Annotated in this window: 14 protein-coding genes; 9 read left to right on the top strand and 5 right to left on the bottom strand. The window is 42.3% G+C overall.

Going from position 1 to position 13964, the window contains the following annotated elements; translation table 11 throughout:
• Positions 1 to 186 precede the first annotated feature (186 nt).
• From IEV36_RS08960 to IEV36_RS08950, 3 genes are read left to right on the top strand one after another with little or no spacing between them, the layout of a single operon-like run.
• Complete coding sequence (locus IEV36_RS08960; protein WP_005260328.1) at positions 187 to 528, top strand: hypothetical protein; 342 nt, start codon at positions 187 to 189, stop codon at positions 526 to 528.
• Between the two features lie 58 nt (positions 529 to 586).
• Positions 587 to 961 carry a hypothetical protein gene (locus IEV36_RS08955; RefSeq protein ID WP_005260327.1) on the top strand — a complete coding sequence of 125 codons (375 nt, stop codon included), beginning with the start codon at positions 587 to 589 and terminating at the stop codon, positions 959 to 961.
• A gap of 3 nt (positions 962 to 964) precedes the next feature.
• Positions 965 to 1276, top strand: a complete 312-nt coding sequence (locus IEV36_RS08950; RefSeq protein ID WP_005260325.1) for an ankyrin repeat domain-containing protein — start codon at positions 965 to 967, stop codon at positions 1274 to 1276.
• A 290-nt stretch (positions 1277 to 1566) separates the two neighbouring features.
• Here IEV36_RS08950 and IEV36_RS08945 read toward each other — a convergent pair whose 3' ends face one another.
• Positions 1567 to 2262, bottom strand: coding sequence for a TIGR04219 family outer membrane beta-barrel protein (locus IEV36_RS08945; RefSeq protein ID WP_005260323.1), 696 nt, complete (start codon positions 2260 to 2262; stop codon positions 1567 to 1569).
• A gap of 132 nt (positions 2263 to 2394) precedes the next feature.
• On the opposite strand from IEV36_RS08945, the gene IEV36_RS08940 reads away from it, so the two are divergent.
• From IEV36_RS08940 to IEV36_RS08930, 3 genes are all read left to right on the top strand, one after another.
• The gene (locus tag IEV36_RS08940; RefSeq protein ID WP_005260321.1) at positions 2395 to 3837 is read left to right on the top strand and encodes an aldehyde dehydrogenase family protein; all 1443 of its coding nucleotides are present in this window, start codon (positions 2395 to 2397) and stop codon (positions 3835 to 3837) included.
• 371 nt (positions 3838 to 4208) lie between these two features.
• Entirely contained in the window at positions 4209 to 5687 is a 1479-nt protein-coding gene (locus IEV36_RS08935) for a sodium-dependent transporter (protein ID WP_005260319.1), read from the top strand.
• A 10-nt stretch (positions 5688 to 5697) separates the two neighbouring features.
• Entirely contained in the window at positions 5698 to 5841 is a 144-nt protein-coding gene (locus tag IEV36_RS08930) for a methionine/alanine import family NSS transporter small subunit (RefSeq protein ID WP_005260316.1), read from the top strand.
• Between the two features lie 82 nt (positions 5842 to 5923).
• Here IEV36_RS08930 and IEV36_RS08925 read toward each other — a convergent pair whose 3' ends face one another.
• The 3 genes from IEV36_RS08925 to fmt form a co-directional block, all read right to left on the bottom strand.
• Positions 5924 to 6346: a hypothetical protein gene (locus IEV36_RS08925; RefSeq protein ID WP_005260315.1), complete on the bottom strand. Its 423-nt coding sequence runs from the start codon at positions 6344 to 6346 to the stop codon at positions 5924 to 5926.
• Positions 6347 to 6451: 105 nt separating this feature from the next.
• Positions 6452 to 7750 (bottom strand): 16S rRNA (cytosine(967)-C(5))-methyltransferase RsmB, encoded by a 1299-nt coding sequence (rsmB, locus tag IEV36_RS08920; RefSeq protein WP_005260312.1) that lies wholly within the window; start codon positions 7748 to 7750, stop codon positions 6452 to 6454.
• Positions 7747 to 8709 carry a methionyl-tRNA formyltransferase gene (gene fmt / locus IEV36_RS08915; protein WP_004776424.1) on the bottom strand — a complete coding sequence of 321 codons (963 nt, stop codon included), beginning with the start codon at positions 8707 to 8709 and terminating at the stop codon, positions 7747 to 7749. The genes rsmB and fmt overlap by 4 nt, the downstream gene beginning before the upstream one ends.
• Positions 8710 to 8919: 210 nt before the next feature.
• On the opposite strand from fmt, the gene ilvD reads away from it, so the two are divergent.
• From ilvD to IEV36_RS08900, 3 genes are all read left to right on the top strand, one after another.
• A complete protein-coding gene (gene ilvD / locus IEV36_RS08910; protein ID WP_032864002.1) occupies positions 8920 to 10749 on the top strand; it encodes a dihydroxy-acid dehydratase in 1830 nt (609 codons plus the stop codon).
• Between the two features lie 143 nt (positions 10750 to 10892).
• On the top strand, positions 10893 to 12182 hold the full coding sequence (locus IEV36_RS08905) for a hypothetical protein (RefSeq protein ID WP_004776421.1): 1290 nt from the start codon (positions 10893 to 10895) through the stop codon (positions 12180 to 12182).
• An 80-nt stretch (positions 12183 to 12262) separates the two neighbouring features.
• Complete coding sequence (locus tag IEV36_RS08900; RefSeq protein ID WP_005260308.1) at positions 12263 to 12994, top strand: sulfite exporter TauE/SafE family protein; 732 nt, start codon at positions 12263 to 12265, stop codon at positions 12992 to 12994.
• A 6-nt stretch (positions 12995 to 13000) separates the two neighbouring features.
• On the opposite strand, the gene IEV36_RS08895 is transcribed toward IEV36_RS08900, so the two are convergent.
• Positions 13001 to 13897 carry a LysR family transcriptional regulator gene (locus IEV36_RS08895; protein ID WP_004776418.1) on the bottom strand — a complete coding sequence of 299 codons (897 nt, stop codon included), beginning with the start codon at positions 13895 to 13897 and terminating at the stop codon, positions 13001 to 13003.
• Positions 13898 to 13964: the final 67 nt, after the last annotated feature.

Below are 13964 nucleotides of genomic sequence, written 5' to 3'. Positions count from 1 at the left end.
CGCTGATGGTAGTGTGGCACTTGCCATGTGAGAGTAAGTCATCGCCAGCTTTTAAATTAGAAACACCCCCTCCGCTAACGCAGAGGGGGTGTTTTTTATGCTTGGACGAAATATAAGTCAAGATTTAAAGAGTCGCGCTATTTTTATCCTGATTAAATGCAAATAAGAGATGATATTAGGACTGAGATGATTTTCCATACACTTTTATCAGCTATTGGAATTGTCTATTTAGGTTTTTTAGTATGGAAGTGGTTAGAAAAACCTAAGCAACAATATCAAGCACCTAGAACAATTTGCAAATGGGTTCTCGATAATCCAGAAGAAGAGCTTTATATAGCTTTTATTACGTCAGATCAAAAGGTGGGGGTTGCTAGTGGTCGATATGCAATGTCTTCTGGTTCCACAAGTACGACTTGGTCTGGCTTTCTATCAGGTGATTTAAATGACCTTGTACGAACAACTATGGGACAAAATGTATTTGATGAAATGATAGAATGCCTTAAACAACAAAAAATAAATCAGATATAGTTAGGCCTATATCTATCTTAAATTAGTATGCAAGTGACATCATATCGGGTGGAAGAAAGTGAATAGTGAGCAGAAATTTGGAGAAGCTTTAGCGTTTAACGTTGTACAGTACCTAATAAAGCAGACGCAAATTAGTAATTATCATAAAGAATATTGTGGAACTGGGTTTTACTTTGATGGGCAGAATATTTTTTATACTCACTTTTTTGATGGATATCCAGACTTAGAGCATTATCAAAATACCGAAAACAGATATAGTGGAATCATTAGCATATTCCATGAAATCGCGGAGTTTCAGGATTGGCTAGCTAATCAATCGGACAGAAAGCTCTCTGGTGTAGAATCTCAAGATGACTTTTATAGTTATAACCAACGTATTACAAGGTTGAAGCTTGAGAAATTAATTTTAGAATCTCAAAAATTGGATAATTAAATTATGAAACTCAACTCTTTCTCTCCACTGCCTGAAGATGATGAAGAACTGCATCTTCCTGAGCTAGTGTATTGGGCATCTCTTGGTGATGTGGAACAAGTCGAGCAGCTATTGGTAGAGGGAATAGATCCAAACCAGACCGATGATGAAGGTTATAGCGCGTTACAGGCTGCTGCCGAGAATGATCATTTAGCGCTAGTAAAGCTGTTAGTGAGTAAAGGTGCAAATGTGGCGTATAAGAGCGAATATACAGCGCTACAGCTTGCAGAAATGGCGGAGCATGCCGAAGTTGTTGCCTACCTAAAAAGTCTTTAAATCGTGGATAAGAATCATTAGATAAAAAGAAGCCCCATCATCCTGACGGGGCTTCTTCATATTCAGCTTATGTCGTTGATATCCTATTAACGACCACTTCCTGTGCGTCTTATTATTCTCAATGAGACTTCCTGTCTCTCTATGATTTGTATAATAGGCGAAAAGTCGAGTTCGGTATATTCGCTAATGGCTGCGATCTGTGTACGTTTTGGCGTACATGAATGAGGAAAAAGTCGTTTCCCATAAAAAAACGGAATCATGAAATTCCGTTTTTTTATATATTTTAGGTCTTAGAAATGTACATCTAAGCCAATATAAGGACCTTTAAAGTTAAATTTAAGGTCATTTTTTTCATAATCATCTAGCTTGATATCCAAGATACGGTAGCCTGCTTTCAGACCAACATCCACTAGTAGATTGTCGATAAAGTTGTATTGTAATTCTGCTTGAGCATCCGTGATTTTGGCATCATTAAAGTTGCTATATAAGAGTTCTGCTTTCGCGCTCAAGCCTGTAAATGGCAGTTTTACTCCCGCCGATCCATAGATCACAGGTACAGTTTTATCGATATCTGTTTTGCTGATGTTAAGGGTTTTGACATCACCATTTAAGTTCGTTGCACCTAGACCGACATCAGCATTTACAATCGTATCTAAAATTTCATAGTATAAAATGAAATCGGTATGATCGATGTTGAGGTCGTAAACAGGTTGACCTGCAACTTTATGATCCGTTTCTGTTTTTAAATTTACATAACGGATTTTTGCATTGGGAATCAATGGAATTGGATGCTCAACAGCAAGGGATACTTGAGCTGAACCTTTACGTTTAAGGTCCTGATCAGGCGCAGCACTTTGGTCGGCCATATTGGCTTCGCCATTGTAGTTCCAGTAGCTGAGGTCACCTTTAACACCAATAACATCGGCTTGTGCCAGGCCACAAATGCTCGTTCCTAAAGCAAGCATTGATATTTTTAATAATTTCATTGCATTATCCTAATTAATATCGAAAACAGTAATGAATTGTTGTGAATTCACCTATGAATGGGCGAATCATATAGTGATCTTGGTAAATATGCAGTAGTCTAATTTTAAATTTTTATAAAGGAATAAATAATAATGACGGATAAACAAAGTGTGGTGGATTATCCGCTTTATGTGGCTGGGAAAGCCGTTATAACAGGTCAATGGCTTGAAGTCCATGATAAGTATAATAATACCGTTTATGCACGAGTCGCCTTGGCGGATGCTAAAGTGCTTGAAAAAGCGATATCGGCTTCGGTGAAGGCAGAAGCTGAGATGGCAGCCTTAAAACCGTTTCAAAAACAAAAAATCTTACTGCATTGTGTAAAGCGTTTTAATGAACTGCGGGATGAGCTGACCGAGATTCTGATTGCAGAAGGTGGCAAGCCACGTGGTGCAGCAAGTGCTGAAGTAGAACGTTTAATTAATACTTTTCAATTGGCTGCAGATGCGGTGACACAGCTCGATGATGGGCAATTAATCCCTTTGGCGGTCACACCTGCTGCCGCGAAGTTTCGTGGCATGGTGAAGCATGTACCGATTGGTGCGGTTTCTTTAATTAGTCCATTTAATTTTCCTCTCAATCTGGTGGCACATAAGATTGCACCTGCGATTGCAGCGGGCTGTCCTTTTGTGTTGAAGCCGGCCAGTTTTACCCCGATCAGTGCCTTAAAGATTGCGGCTGTATTGGCTGAAACAGATTTGCCCAAAGGTTCTTGGTCAATCTTGCCTTGTAATCGTGAGGCAGCGGATATTTTAGTGACTGATGATCGTTTTAAATTACTCAGCTTTACGGGTTCAGATCAAGTCGGTTGGGATATGAAGGCGCGGGCAGGTCGCAAGAAAGTGACGCTGGAACTCGGTGGCAATGCAGCAGTCCTGATTGATGCGGATACAATCATTGATGATGCCTTGATTGATCGCTTGATAAGTGCTGCTTATGGGCATGCAGGGCAGGTCTGTATCAGTGTGCAACGGATTTTAGTCCATGCAGATATTTATGCTGAGCTAAAAAAGAAACTCATTGCCAAACTGAAAAAAATTAAGGCTGATGATCCTGCTTTAAGTACCACATTGGTTGGCCCGATGATTAAAGAGGCGGAAGCATTACGCTTAAAAAAATGGATTGATAAGGCTGAGAAGAAAGGGGCGAAAGTCCTGCTTGGTGGTAGTTTACAAGGCGTTTTGTTTGAACCTGTGTTACTGGAAAATGTCGATGCCAAGCTGGAAATTTATAAAGATGAAGCTTTTGGCCCAGTGGCCATTTTAGAAAAATTTAAGGAATTTGAGCAGGGAATCGCGACCATTAATCAAAGCCGCTTTGGTTTGCAGGCAGGTGTCTATACGCAAAATCTCAATAAAATGCTGTATGCGTGGGATCATCTGGATGTGGGCGGTGTCATCATTAATGATGTCCCGACGTTCCGCGTCGATAATATGCCTTATGGGGGCGTAAAAGATTCTGGTTTAGGTCGCGAAGGCATCCATTCTGCTATCCGTGATATGCAAGAACAAAGACTTTTGGCAATTAAACAATAGAGGAGGAAAAGCGTGGTGAGGATTTGGCTTGCCTGTTTTATGTACTTGATTTTTATAGATTGACTGCAAGGTCAAATTTACAGGCAGTTGAAAAATAATCAATTGTTCTGAAAAGCTGATATTTTCTTGCAGAATTTACAGTAAAAATAAATAAAAACAGGTATTGTTCGGCTATTAAAAGCAGAAAAACAATGCCCAATCTTTAAGGAAGATGGTTTGGTTTTTTGTTTGTTTGGTCTTGAAAATAAGAAGCTCACAAGGTTGAAATTTCATCCAAACAAAACAAGATTTTTTATGGCATTTTCATGTCTGTTGGATAATAAAAAACTGAAAGCAGCATGGAAGGTCAGCAGGACAAATTTAGGTGTTTTATGGCAGATTCTCGTGAAAACTGGACATCACGATCTGGTTTTATTATTGCAGCTGTTGGTTCAGCTGTAGGTTTAGGTAATATCTGGCGGTTCCCGTATGTCGCTTATGAAAATGGCGGCGGAGCGTTTCTTATCCCTTATTTACTAGCGTTGATTACCGCTGGTTTACCTCTTCTCTTTTTAGACTATGCCACAGGTCATCGTGCGCGTAACTCTCCACCAAAAGCGTATCGTGCGTTATTCAAAGGTGGCGAGACGCTAGGTTGGTGGCAAGTCTGTGTGTGTATCATCATCGGTTTGTACTATGCCAGCGTACTGACATGGGCGGGAAGTTATGTGTACTTCTCGATTGGTCAGGCATGGGGCAGTGATCCTGAAAGTTTCTTCTTCAATACGTATTTGCAGACCTCGAAAGCGACGGGCTTTGATCTACAATTCGTGAGTCATTTGTTCTGGCCAATTGTTGGGATCTGGGCGCTCACTTTAATCATTTTATATGGCGGCGTTAAAAAAGGCGTTGAATTATCGAATAAGATTTTCATGCCATTACTCTTCGTTCTATTTACCATTTTGGTGATTCAGTCATTACGTTTACCGGGTGCGGCAGAGGGCTTAAATGCATTCTTTACCCCGAACTGGTCTGCGATGATGAATTATAAAGTGTGGTTAGCGGCTTATGGTCATACTTTCTTCTCGCTGTCAGTTGGCTTCGGGATCATGGTGACTTATGCCTCTTATCTCAAACCAAAAACCAACTTAACGGGTTCTGGCTTGATCGTTGGCTTTGCCAATGCATCAACTGAAATCTTGGCAGGTATTGGTATCTTTGCTGCGTTGGGCTTTATGGCGCATACTGCTGGTAAAGAAGTACACGATGTAGTAAGTGGTGGTATTGGTTTAGCGTTTATCGCTTTCCCGAAAATCATTTCAAGCTTAGGTGCTGGTGCTGACTTATTTGGCTTATTGTTCTTCTCATCACTCTTCGTTGCGGGTATTTCTTCAATGGTGAGTATTCTGGAAGTGCCAATTGCAGCAATGCAGGATAAGTTGAAATGGGGTCGTACTAAAGCCGTAACCATTATTGGTGGTGGTAGTGCGCTAGTTTCAGTCATCCTATTTTCAAGTGTAAATGCGATTAAACTGGTTGATATCGTGGATCACTTCATCAATAACATCGGTATTATTGGTGGTGCGTTGATTTCAATTATTAGTATTGCCTGGTTTAAACGTTCTGCCTTGCGTGAATTGCGTGATCATGTGAATCGTATTTCGACTGTTCAATTGGGCAAAGGTTGGGATTTCACTTTAACGGTGATCACATCGTTGATCTTGTTAACGACCTTAAGCATGACCGTATTTAACTTGGTGAAAAACGGTTACGATAGTTATAGCATGAGCTTACAAGGCGTATTTGGATGGGGCAGCGTGATTTTCTGTGCTGTCGTTGCAATTGTACTCAGCCGAATCAAAGATCGCTAGGAGAACAAATATGAATACTTCAGCAATCGTAATGATGGTGATTTCAATGGTGTTTTTATGGGGTGGATTGGCATTGTCTATTCTGCACTTAACCAAACACCCAGAAGAATTGGATGACGTTCTGGAAGAAGTCAAAGATCAGCATACGCTTTAAATGTTAAAGCTAAAAATAACCCAATCATAGATTGGGTTATTTTTTGAATAATAACGCAGGCTTTAAACTGTATAAGTAAATTTTAGATATTGCAGGATTTTTTATTAAGCGTATTTGTGAATAGCTTTTTACCATTCTTATCTATATAAATGTAATCAACCATAATACCATTTTTTATATAATTCTTTAAATACGTGCAATTATATGCTTGATTTTCTGGAATTAAGTTGTTTTTTGCATCGTCGAGATCTACTTCATCTGCAGTATGGTTAAATGTCTGATAAGTATAAGTAACATGAAGCTTATCCTGTTTAATATTAATAAGTTTGACCGTTGAATTAACATTAAAAGGTATTTGTGATTGTTCTACTAAAAGGTCTTTAGCTATCGATTCAACAAGCTCCGTTTGAAGCTTATGTTTATAAGCAATTAAGGTTGGTATTAGAACTACAGTAAAAGTGATTCCCCAAATGGCTAATTTATATTCTTTGTAACTAAAATTCATTTTAGATAATTAAATAAGTTGTTGATATTATTTTAAACATAGACTGAAATATTGACAATATTAGATAAAAAAGCAGGCTTTAAAGCCTGCTTTTTTATTTTTGATTTATCCCAATTTTTTAATCCGGCAATAATAGAAACCATCACCAGCGTGTGCAGAAGGAAGCAACTGACGACCATGGGTCTGTTCAATGCCCCAATCTGCTTCGATTTTGATTTCTTCTGCATCAGCATGTTCTGCAAAGAATGCCGCCATTTGCTGCTCATTTTCAGCTTTTAGAATCGAGCAGGTGATATACAGCAAAGTGCCACCGACTTTAAGCTGTTGCCACATCTGCTGCAAAATCTGTTGTTGTAGCGCAGCCGTTTGTGCGATATCGGTCGACTGTCTGAGTAAACGAATATCGGGGTGGCGACGAATCACACCTGTTGCAGAACAAGGCGCATCCAGCACGATACAATCGACGGGTTCTGGTGCCTGCCAAGTGGTCGCATCAGCGGTAATAATCTCAACATTGTTGTCATTTAAGGCAAGACGTTCTAAATTTTCAGAAACACGCAATAAACGTTTGGCATCATGATCAAGCGCAATCAGTTTTTGAGGAGTAAAGCGCTCAAGAATGTGCGCAGTTTTGCCACCTGGTGCAGCGCAGGCATCGACAACAACTTTATTATCTAAGTTCGGTAAAAGCGTCGCGCACAATTGGGCATGTTCATCCTGAACAGAAAAACCACCTTCTTCAAAACCTGGTAAATGGGTAATATTGCCCGTTTGCTCCAGAACAATACCAACATCTGAAAGCGTGCAAGGACGAGCATCAATCTGCTCTTCGTCCAAAATCTCTAAATATTCGTTACGACTGACTTGGCGTTCGTTGATGCGCAGGGTTAGTGGTGCGACTTGTTTTAAGGCTTGGCATAGAGACTCTGCTTGCTCAGGCCAATCTTTTTTAAGTCGCTTGAATAACCAGCTTGGTAAACCATGCGTATTATTTAATGCTTTTTCAAATTCAGTTGTTTCACGTGAAACACGACGCAGAATCGCATTCACCAGACCACTCATTGGCTCAAAACCGAGTTGCTTAGAAGCATTTACCGTTTCTGAAATCGCCGCATGTACAGGAATACGCGTACATAAAATTTGATATAAACCAAGATATAAACAACTTTCTAGCGCTTCATTGTCTAACGGTTTTGTCAGCAATGGCAGGGTAATTGCTTTTAAAGAAAACCATTGGCGTAAACAGCCTAAAGTAAGTTCGTGATATAAACCACGGTCACGTTCAGAAACGATATTGATATGTTGATTCAGAACAGAAGACAAAGATTGCCCATTTTGAACGGCCAAAAGAGTTTTGACCACTTGTGCACGTAGATTTAAATTTTTTGTAGATGATTGGCTCATGGGAGAATTTGTCCAATATGCAATTTTTGAGTTTGGGCAATTTGTACAGGATTTAGGGCTTTAGCACCTGGCCATTGCAGACTGGTGAGGCACACTGCGGTATTGTCGCCGCAGGCAACGTGAACGCCTTGTTTATCAATCGCAAGGATCTCACCGCTTTGTGCATCAGTTTTTTGATGTTGAGAAAGCATTGAACCCCACACACGTAAGGCATTGCTTTCATCGAGTTGGATAAACGCCACAGGCCACGGATTGAAGGCACGGATATTACGGTCGATTTGTACCGCATTCTGGCTCCAGTCAATACGTGCTTCTGCTTTCACCAATTTGTGTGCATAGACTGTCAATGCTTCATCTTGCACTTCACGTTTTTCAATGAATTCCTGCAAGCTTTGTTCTGATTCAAGCACGGTACAAATCGCTTCGGCGCCTTGATCTGCCAATTTATCGTGCAAGCTGGCAGACGTATCTTCGGCTGTAATTGGACAATAGGTTTTATACATCATGTCGCCCGTATCCAGACCAGCAGCCATTTGCATGATGGTAATGCCTGTTTCCGCATCGCCTGTCGCAATGGCACGTTGGATCGGTGCAGCACCCCGCCAGCGTGGCAGTAATGAACCGTGAATATTTAAACAGCCATATTTCGGGGTATCCAAAACTGCTTGTGGCAAGATCAGGCCATAAGCGGCCACGACCATGACATCTGCGCCAAGGGCTGCAAGTTCTTGTCGAGCTGCCAAGCCTTCTTCTGTCGATGCTTTAAAATTCAAAGGCTGATAAACCGGTAAACCGTGTTCAAGTGCTAACTGTTTAACAGGAGAAGGGGTGAGTTTTTGCCCACGGCCTGCTTTACGGTCAGGCTGGGTATAAACCGCAATGATCTGGTGTGATGTTTTTAATAATGCCGCCAATGCGGTTGCCGCAAATTCAGGCGTACCAGCAAAAATGATTTTCACAAAGACAATCCAACTAAAACTTGCTTCAAATTATAAGCGAAAAAGTGATGAGTCCCTAATCAGGTGGATTAATTGCTTTTGTACAAAAAAAGATAGGCCTGTTGGTCATCTGTTAAACGATAACTTGTAGTATGATGCAGAGAGCTCAGTATCATTTCGCCAGAGCGAATGTCCTATTCGTCTCGAGCACAAACTTGTTGGGAATACAAAATGCCTGATTATCGTTCAAAAACATCAACACATGGAAGAAATATGGCGGGCGCGCGTGGTTTATGGCGTGCGACCGGTATGAAAGATGAAGATTTTGGCAAGCCAATTATTGCGGTGGTCAACTCATTTACCCAGTTTGTTCCAGGTCACGTGCATCTCAAAGATTTAGGTCAACTTGTTGCGAGAGAAATTGAAGCGTCTGGTGGTGTGGCAAAAGAATTTAATACCATTGCGGTCGATGACGGTATTGCAATGGGTCATGACGGGATGCTGTATTCACTGCCATCACGTGATTTGATTGCCGATTCGGTTGAATACATGGTTAATGCACACTGCGCCGATGCGATGGTGTGTATCTCGAACTGTGACAAGATCACACCGGGAATGTTGATGGCAGCAATGCGCCTGAATATCCCTGTAGTGTTCGTGTCTGGCGGGCCAATGGAAGCGGGTAAAGTGAAATTCCGTGGCGATGAAAAGGCCATTGATCTGGTTGATGCCATGGTGGTTGCAGCCGATGAAAGCTATACCGATGAAGAAGTTCAGGCTTTTGAACGTTCAGCATGTCCAACCTGTGGTTCATGTTCAGGGATGTTCACAGCGAATTCAATGAACTGTTTAACTGAAGCATTGGGCCTATCTTTACCGGGTAATGGTTCAATCGTGGCAACGCATGCCAACCGTGAGAAGCTATTCTTGAAAGCGGGTCGTTTAGTGGTTGAACTGGCAAAACGTTATTATGAACAAAATGATGACAGCATTTTGCCACGTTCAATTGCAACCAAGGCGGCATTTGAAAATGCCATGACGCTTGATATTGCAATGGGTGGTTCAACCAATACCGTATTGCATTTGCTTGCAGCGGCGCACGAAGCCGAAGTTGATTTCACCATGGATGATATCGACCGTTTGTCTCGTCAGGTTCCAGTATTGTCAAAAGTTGCACCAGCAAAACAAGACGTACATATGGAAGATGTACACCGTGCGGGCGGGATCATGGCGATTTTAGGTGAGCTGGATCGTGCCAACTTACTGAATACGTCATGTCCAACTGTACATGAACCAACGTTAAAACATGCTTTGGACAAGTGGGATATTATCCGTACCGAAGATGCTGATGTTTACGAATTCTATCGTTCATCACCGGGCGGTATTCCAACGCAGGTCGCGTTCTCGCAAAACCGTTATTATTCAACTCTAGATGGTGACCGTGAGAAAGGCGTAATTCGTAATGCTGAACATGCTTTCTCTAAAGATGGTGGTCTGGCTGTGCTTTACGGCAACATCGCATTAGATGGCTGCATCGTAAAAACCGCAGGTGTGGATGAATCAATTCTGAAATTTACCGGTACAGCACGCGTTTTTGAAAGTCAGGATGCGGCAGTAGAAGCAATTCTGGATCATAAAATCGTGGCAGGCGATATCGTGGTCATTCGCTACGAAGGCCCACGTGGTGGACCGGGTATGCAGGAAATGTTGTACCCAACCAGTTACCTGAAATCGAAAGGTTTGGGTAAAGACTGTGCCTTGATTACCGATGGTCGTTTCTCTGGCGGTTCTTCAGGCTTGTCGATTGGTCACGTTTCTCCAGAAGCGGCTGAAGGTGGTGCGATTGGTTTGGTTGAAGATGGCGATACCATTCAGATTGATATTCCAAACCGTACTATTCACCTTGATATCGATGATGCGACTATGGCGCATCGTCGTACAGTTCAGGACGCGAAAGGCTGGTATCCTGCGGAAGAACGTAAACGTAAAGTGTCTAAGTCATTGAAGATTTACGCAATGCATTCGACCAGCGCAGCCAAAGGCGCAGTACGAGTTTTGTAATCCCTTTGAGTCCCTCTTTCAATTAAGGGGGACTTTTGTCTCATTTTATAAGATACTGAACATACTTATTGGCTCACCTGTTCTGACTCAGGTTTGAGTAAACTTATCCATATCTCAATTTATGACCATTAGAGGCTATCGACATGTCTTTGTTACGTCGTTGGTTTGATCCCATACGATCGAGTTGGTTCTACCAGAAACCATCTCGTCAAGCGGAATTACCTACGGAACAGGGTTTAAGTATTTACCTACGTCTAGACGATGTTTATAGCTATCTTGCGGTGCAAGAGCTTGATCAGCTCAATGAAATCCTGAGTGATGAACTCAAACCCTTAAAAGTCATTATTTCGAGGCAAGATGCAGAGCCTCCGAATGGCATGTCCAAGCAAGACTGGCAAAGCTACTGTTTAAATGATGCGAAGATCCTTGCCAAGCAGCATCGTTTTGGTTTCGATGAAACCCCTGAAATACCGAGTGCAGAAGCATTACAACAAGCTGAAACAATTCTAAGAAATACCCCCCTCAGAGAACAAAACTTCTTACATTTGCTCGAAGATGTCTTCCACATGTTGTGGCAGCAGCAATACGGTAAATTGCGTACCTTATATGCAATGGCCTCCCAGCATCAAAAACCACAAGATTATCCTGAGCGTATTTTCAAAGATGTACCTGTGATCGCCAGTTATTTTGAATTTGGTGAACGTAAATATCAGGCGGTTGATGATTTACTCCGTCTGACACGCCGTTTAAAACAACAGAAATTACTGACTGGCAATCCGATTTTCCTGATCAACCATATCGAGTGGCGCGAGCATTTAATTAACGATGGAGAGGCTTTGGCAGAAGTGCAGGCCTTGCATCCGGAACTAGATCTGTATATCGCGCTTGAAGACCCGATGAGCTGGTTATTATTGGCTTATATCAAAGAAGAGCTAGCCAATTATTATAATATCCAGTTGAAGGTTTATCCGCTCAGTTATCACGGTAGGGACTGGTTTGACTGGAGTCTGGCAACCCGTGTCTCGAAACGGACACAAGTCGCATTTACCCCGTTCTGCCGACCAACCAGAGAAGCCACTTATGAAATGGCACGACTGTTTTATAGTGTGCCAGAAGAGCAGCAAGTCGACTGTATCCATGAGATTCTGGAATCAGTCTGGACACAAGGTAAAGATCTGTCGTTTAAAGCCCATTTTCAACGGATGCAGAGACGTCTGGGCATTGAGCAGGTGACCGAACAGGATATCGACGCACAGTTAAAACAAAATGATGAATTGTGCCAGCAGAAGCATCAGCCTGATTTCCCTGTATTGGAGTTAAGGATTGATGGACACAGCTATGTCTTCAATAGTCTGTATCGAGTCTGGATGATTGAAAGTATTCTCAGTAATGTACTGGAAGAAAAATATAAAATGGCCTCAACTTTTGATTGAGGCTTGCTCCCAAAAATAAGAATAGGGCAAGCGACGGTTTTTTCCGTAGCATAGCTTCGATGCAAAATCGGAGTTAAAGCGTGACTTTTCTAGCCATCATTATCGTGGTCTTTGCCTTTGCCGGCATGATTAAAGGCATGATCGGACTGGGCCTTCCTGCGGTCTCCATGGGTCTACTGACCATTGCAATGAGTCCGTTTCAGGCTGCCTCTTTATTGATTGTGCCTTCAATAGTCACCAATATCTGGCAACTGTTTGCCGAAGGTCGAGTGTGGTTATTTATCCGCCGCTTCTGGACTTTACTGGTTGGAATCGTGGCGGGTTCGATCTGGAGCTTCTTACCAACTTTAAGCGAGAGTCATGGGCACAGCAGTGAGATTTTATTGGGCTGTATGTTGGCTTTATATGGACTGTATGGCCTCTGTGTGAAAAGACTACCTCATCTGGCTAAATATGAGCGTTGGTTGTCGCCTATTGTTGGCTATATTGGCGGCGCAGTGACCGTTGCCACAGGGGTGGTCATTATTCCAGTGGTGCCGTATTTGCAGTCCTTACATTTGAAACGGGATGAACTGGTACAGGCGCTAGGTTTGACCTTTACCGTTTCCACCTTCTGTTTGGCTTTTTTCCTGCATCACAATCCGATGGCTGGTATCACGCTGGATTATCGACTGTCTGCGGTGGCTTTAGTTGCTGCTTTATTTGGGATGTGGCTGGGTAAAAAAATCCGTTATCAACTCAATGAGCAACGTTTTCGCCGTTTATTCTTTATGGGCTTAATGGCATTAGGGCTATATATGATTGCGCATTAACCGCATTCAGCAAGAGGGACGATGTTGCATCAAAAATTCAGCAAAATATTGGTAGCCTTGTGGCAGCTGAGAAAAATCCTGTGCTGCTAACAGCAATTTACGGTTCGCCCAGGCACCCAGTAATTGTACTGCATGAAAATCATACTCTGGCTGCAAACGCTGTGCTGCGCGCGCGGGCATAATCGCAATCCCTACGCCTTTGGCGACGACCTCTGCAATGGCTGAAAAATTGGGTAAACGTAGGCGATACTGGATATTGAAGCCCAATAGCTTGGCTTGAGTTTCAATCGATTGTTGCAAAGAATGATGGGGCATTAGACCAATAAAACCATAATTTAAGGCATCGACCAGATTCAGTTGCGTTTGCTGGGTCAAGGTATGATGAGCTGGGCAGATCAGCACCAATGGATCACTGGCAAATTCCTGCGTTTGCAAATGACGCGTATCAAAAAAGCTGGAGACCAGTCCTAAACGCGCCACGCCTTGAGTCAATGCTTCAACAATTTCAGAACTTTCTGCTTCGTGTAAGTCGAGATTGATCTCGGGATGTAGCATCAAATATTGCGGTAACAGAGGCGGTAAATATTCACTTTGTGCAGACGAATTACACCATAAAGTCAGTGCTTCCAGTGTCGTGGGGCGAAAGCGCTGCATGTCGTGTTCAAGTAGATCTTTTTGCTGCATGAGGCGTCGCGCATGCTCAGCCAAAGCATGACCCGCGGTGGTCAGCTCAACGCCCGTTGTTTGTCGAATAAATAAGGGCGTTGCAAAATATTGTTCGAGTTTTTTAATCCGCTCGCTGGCAGCTTGCAAGGAAATGGCAGAAAGCTCGGCGCCTTTGGTCAGGCTGCCTGTTGCCACAATATGAAGAACCAGTTGTAAATCAAAGAAATCGAAACGCATGAGCGGAACGTATTGAAATATAAAAGGCCATCATACTAAAACTGAGCAAGATAAAGATAGGATAAAA

This window comes from Acinetobacter vivianii, from assembly GCF_014635885.1.
Classification (GTDB): Bacteria; Pseudomonadota; Gammaproteobacteria; order Pseudomonadales; family Moraxellaceae; genus Acinetobacter; species Acinetobacter vivianii.
Note: the sequence above shows the minus strand (reverse complement) of the source record. Positions and strands in the feature narration are given on the sequence as shown.

What these genes read in the sequence shown, in the direction of transcription:
- IEV36_RS08960 (WP_005260328.1), top strand. Translation starts at nt 187, where the DNA reads ATGATTTTCCATACACTTTTATCAGCTATTGGAATTGTCTATTTAGGT.
- IEV36_RS08950 (WP_005260325.1), top strand. Translation starts at nt 965, where the DNA reads ATGAAACTCAACTCTTTCTCTCCACTGCCTGAAGATGATGAAGAACTG.
- IEV36_RS08945 (WP_005260323.1), bottom strand. Translation starts at nt 2,262, where the DNA reads ATGAAATTATTAAAAATATCAATGCTTGCTTTAGGAACGAGCATTTGT.
- IEV36_RS08940 (WP_005260321.1), top strand. Translation starts at nt 2,395, where the DNA reads ATGACGGATAAACAAAGTGTGGTGGATTATCCGCTTTATGTGGCTGGG.
- IEV36_RS08935 (WP_005260319.1), top strand. Translation starts at nt 4,209, where the DNA reads ATGGCAGATTCTCGTGAAAACTGGACATCACGATCTGGTTTTATTATT.
- IEV36_RS08930 (WP_005260316.1), top strand. Translation starts at nt 5,698, where the DNA reads ATGAATACTTCAGCAATCGTAATGATGGTGATTTCAATGGTGTTTTTA.
- IEV36_RS08925 (WP_005260315.1), bottom strand. Translation starts at nt 6,346, where the DNA reads ATGAATTTTAGTTACAAAGAATATAAATTAGCCATTTGGGGAATCACT.
- rsmB (WP_005260312.1), bottom strand. Translation starts at nt 7,750, where the DNA reads ATGAGCCAATCATCTACAAAAAATTTAAATCTACGTGCACAAGTGGTC.
- ilvD (WP_032864002.1), top strand. Translation starts at nt 8,920, where the DNA reads ATGCCTGATTATCGTTCAAAAACATCAACACATGGAAGAAATATGGCG.
- IEV36_RS08905 (WP_004776421.1), top strand. Translation starts at nt 10,893, where the DNA reads ATGTCTTTGTTACGTCGTTGGTTTGATCCCATACGATCGAGTTGGTTC.
- IEV36_RS08895 (WP_004776418.1), bottom strand. Translation starts at nt 13,897, where the DNA reads ATGCGTTTCGATTTCTTTGATTTACAACTGGTTCTTCATATTGTGGCA.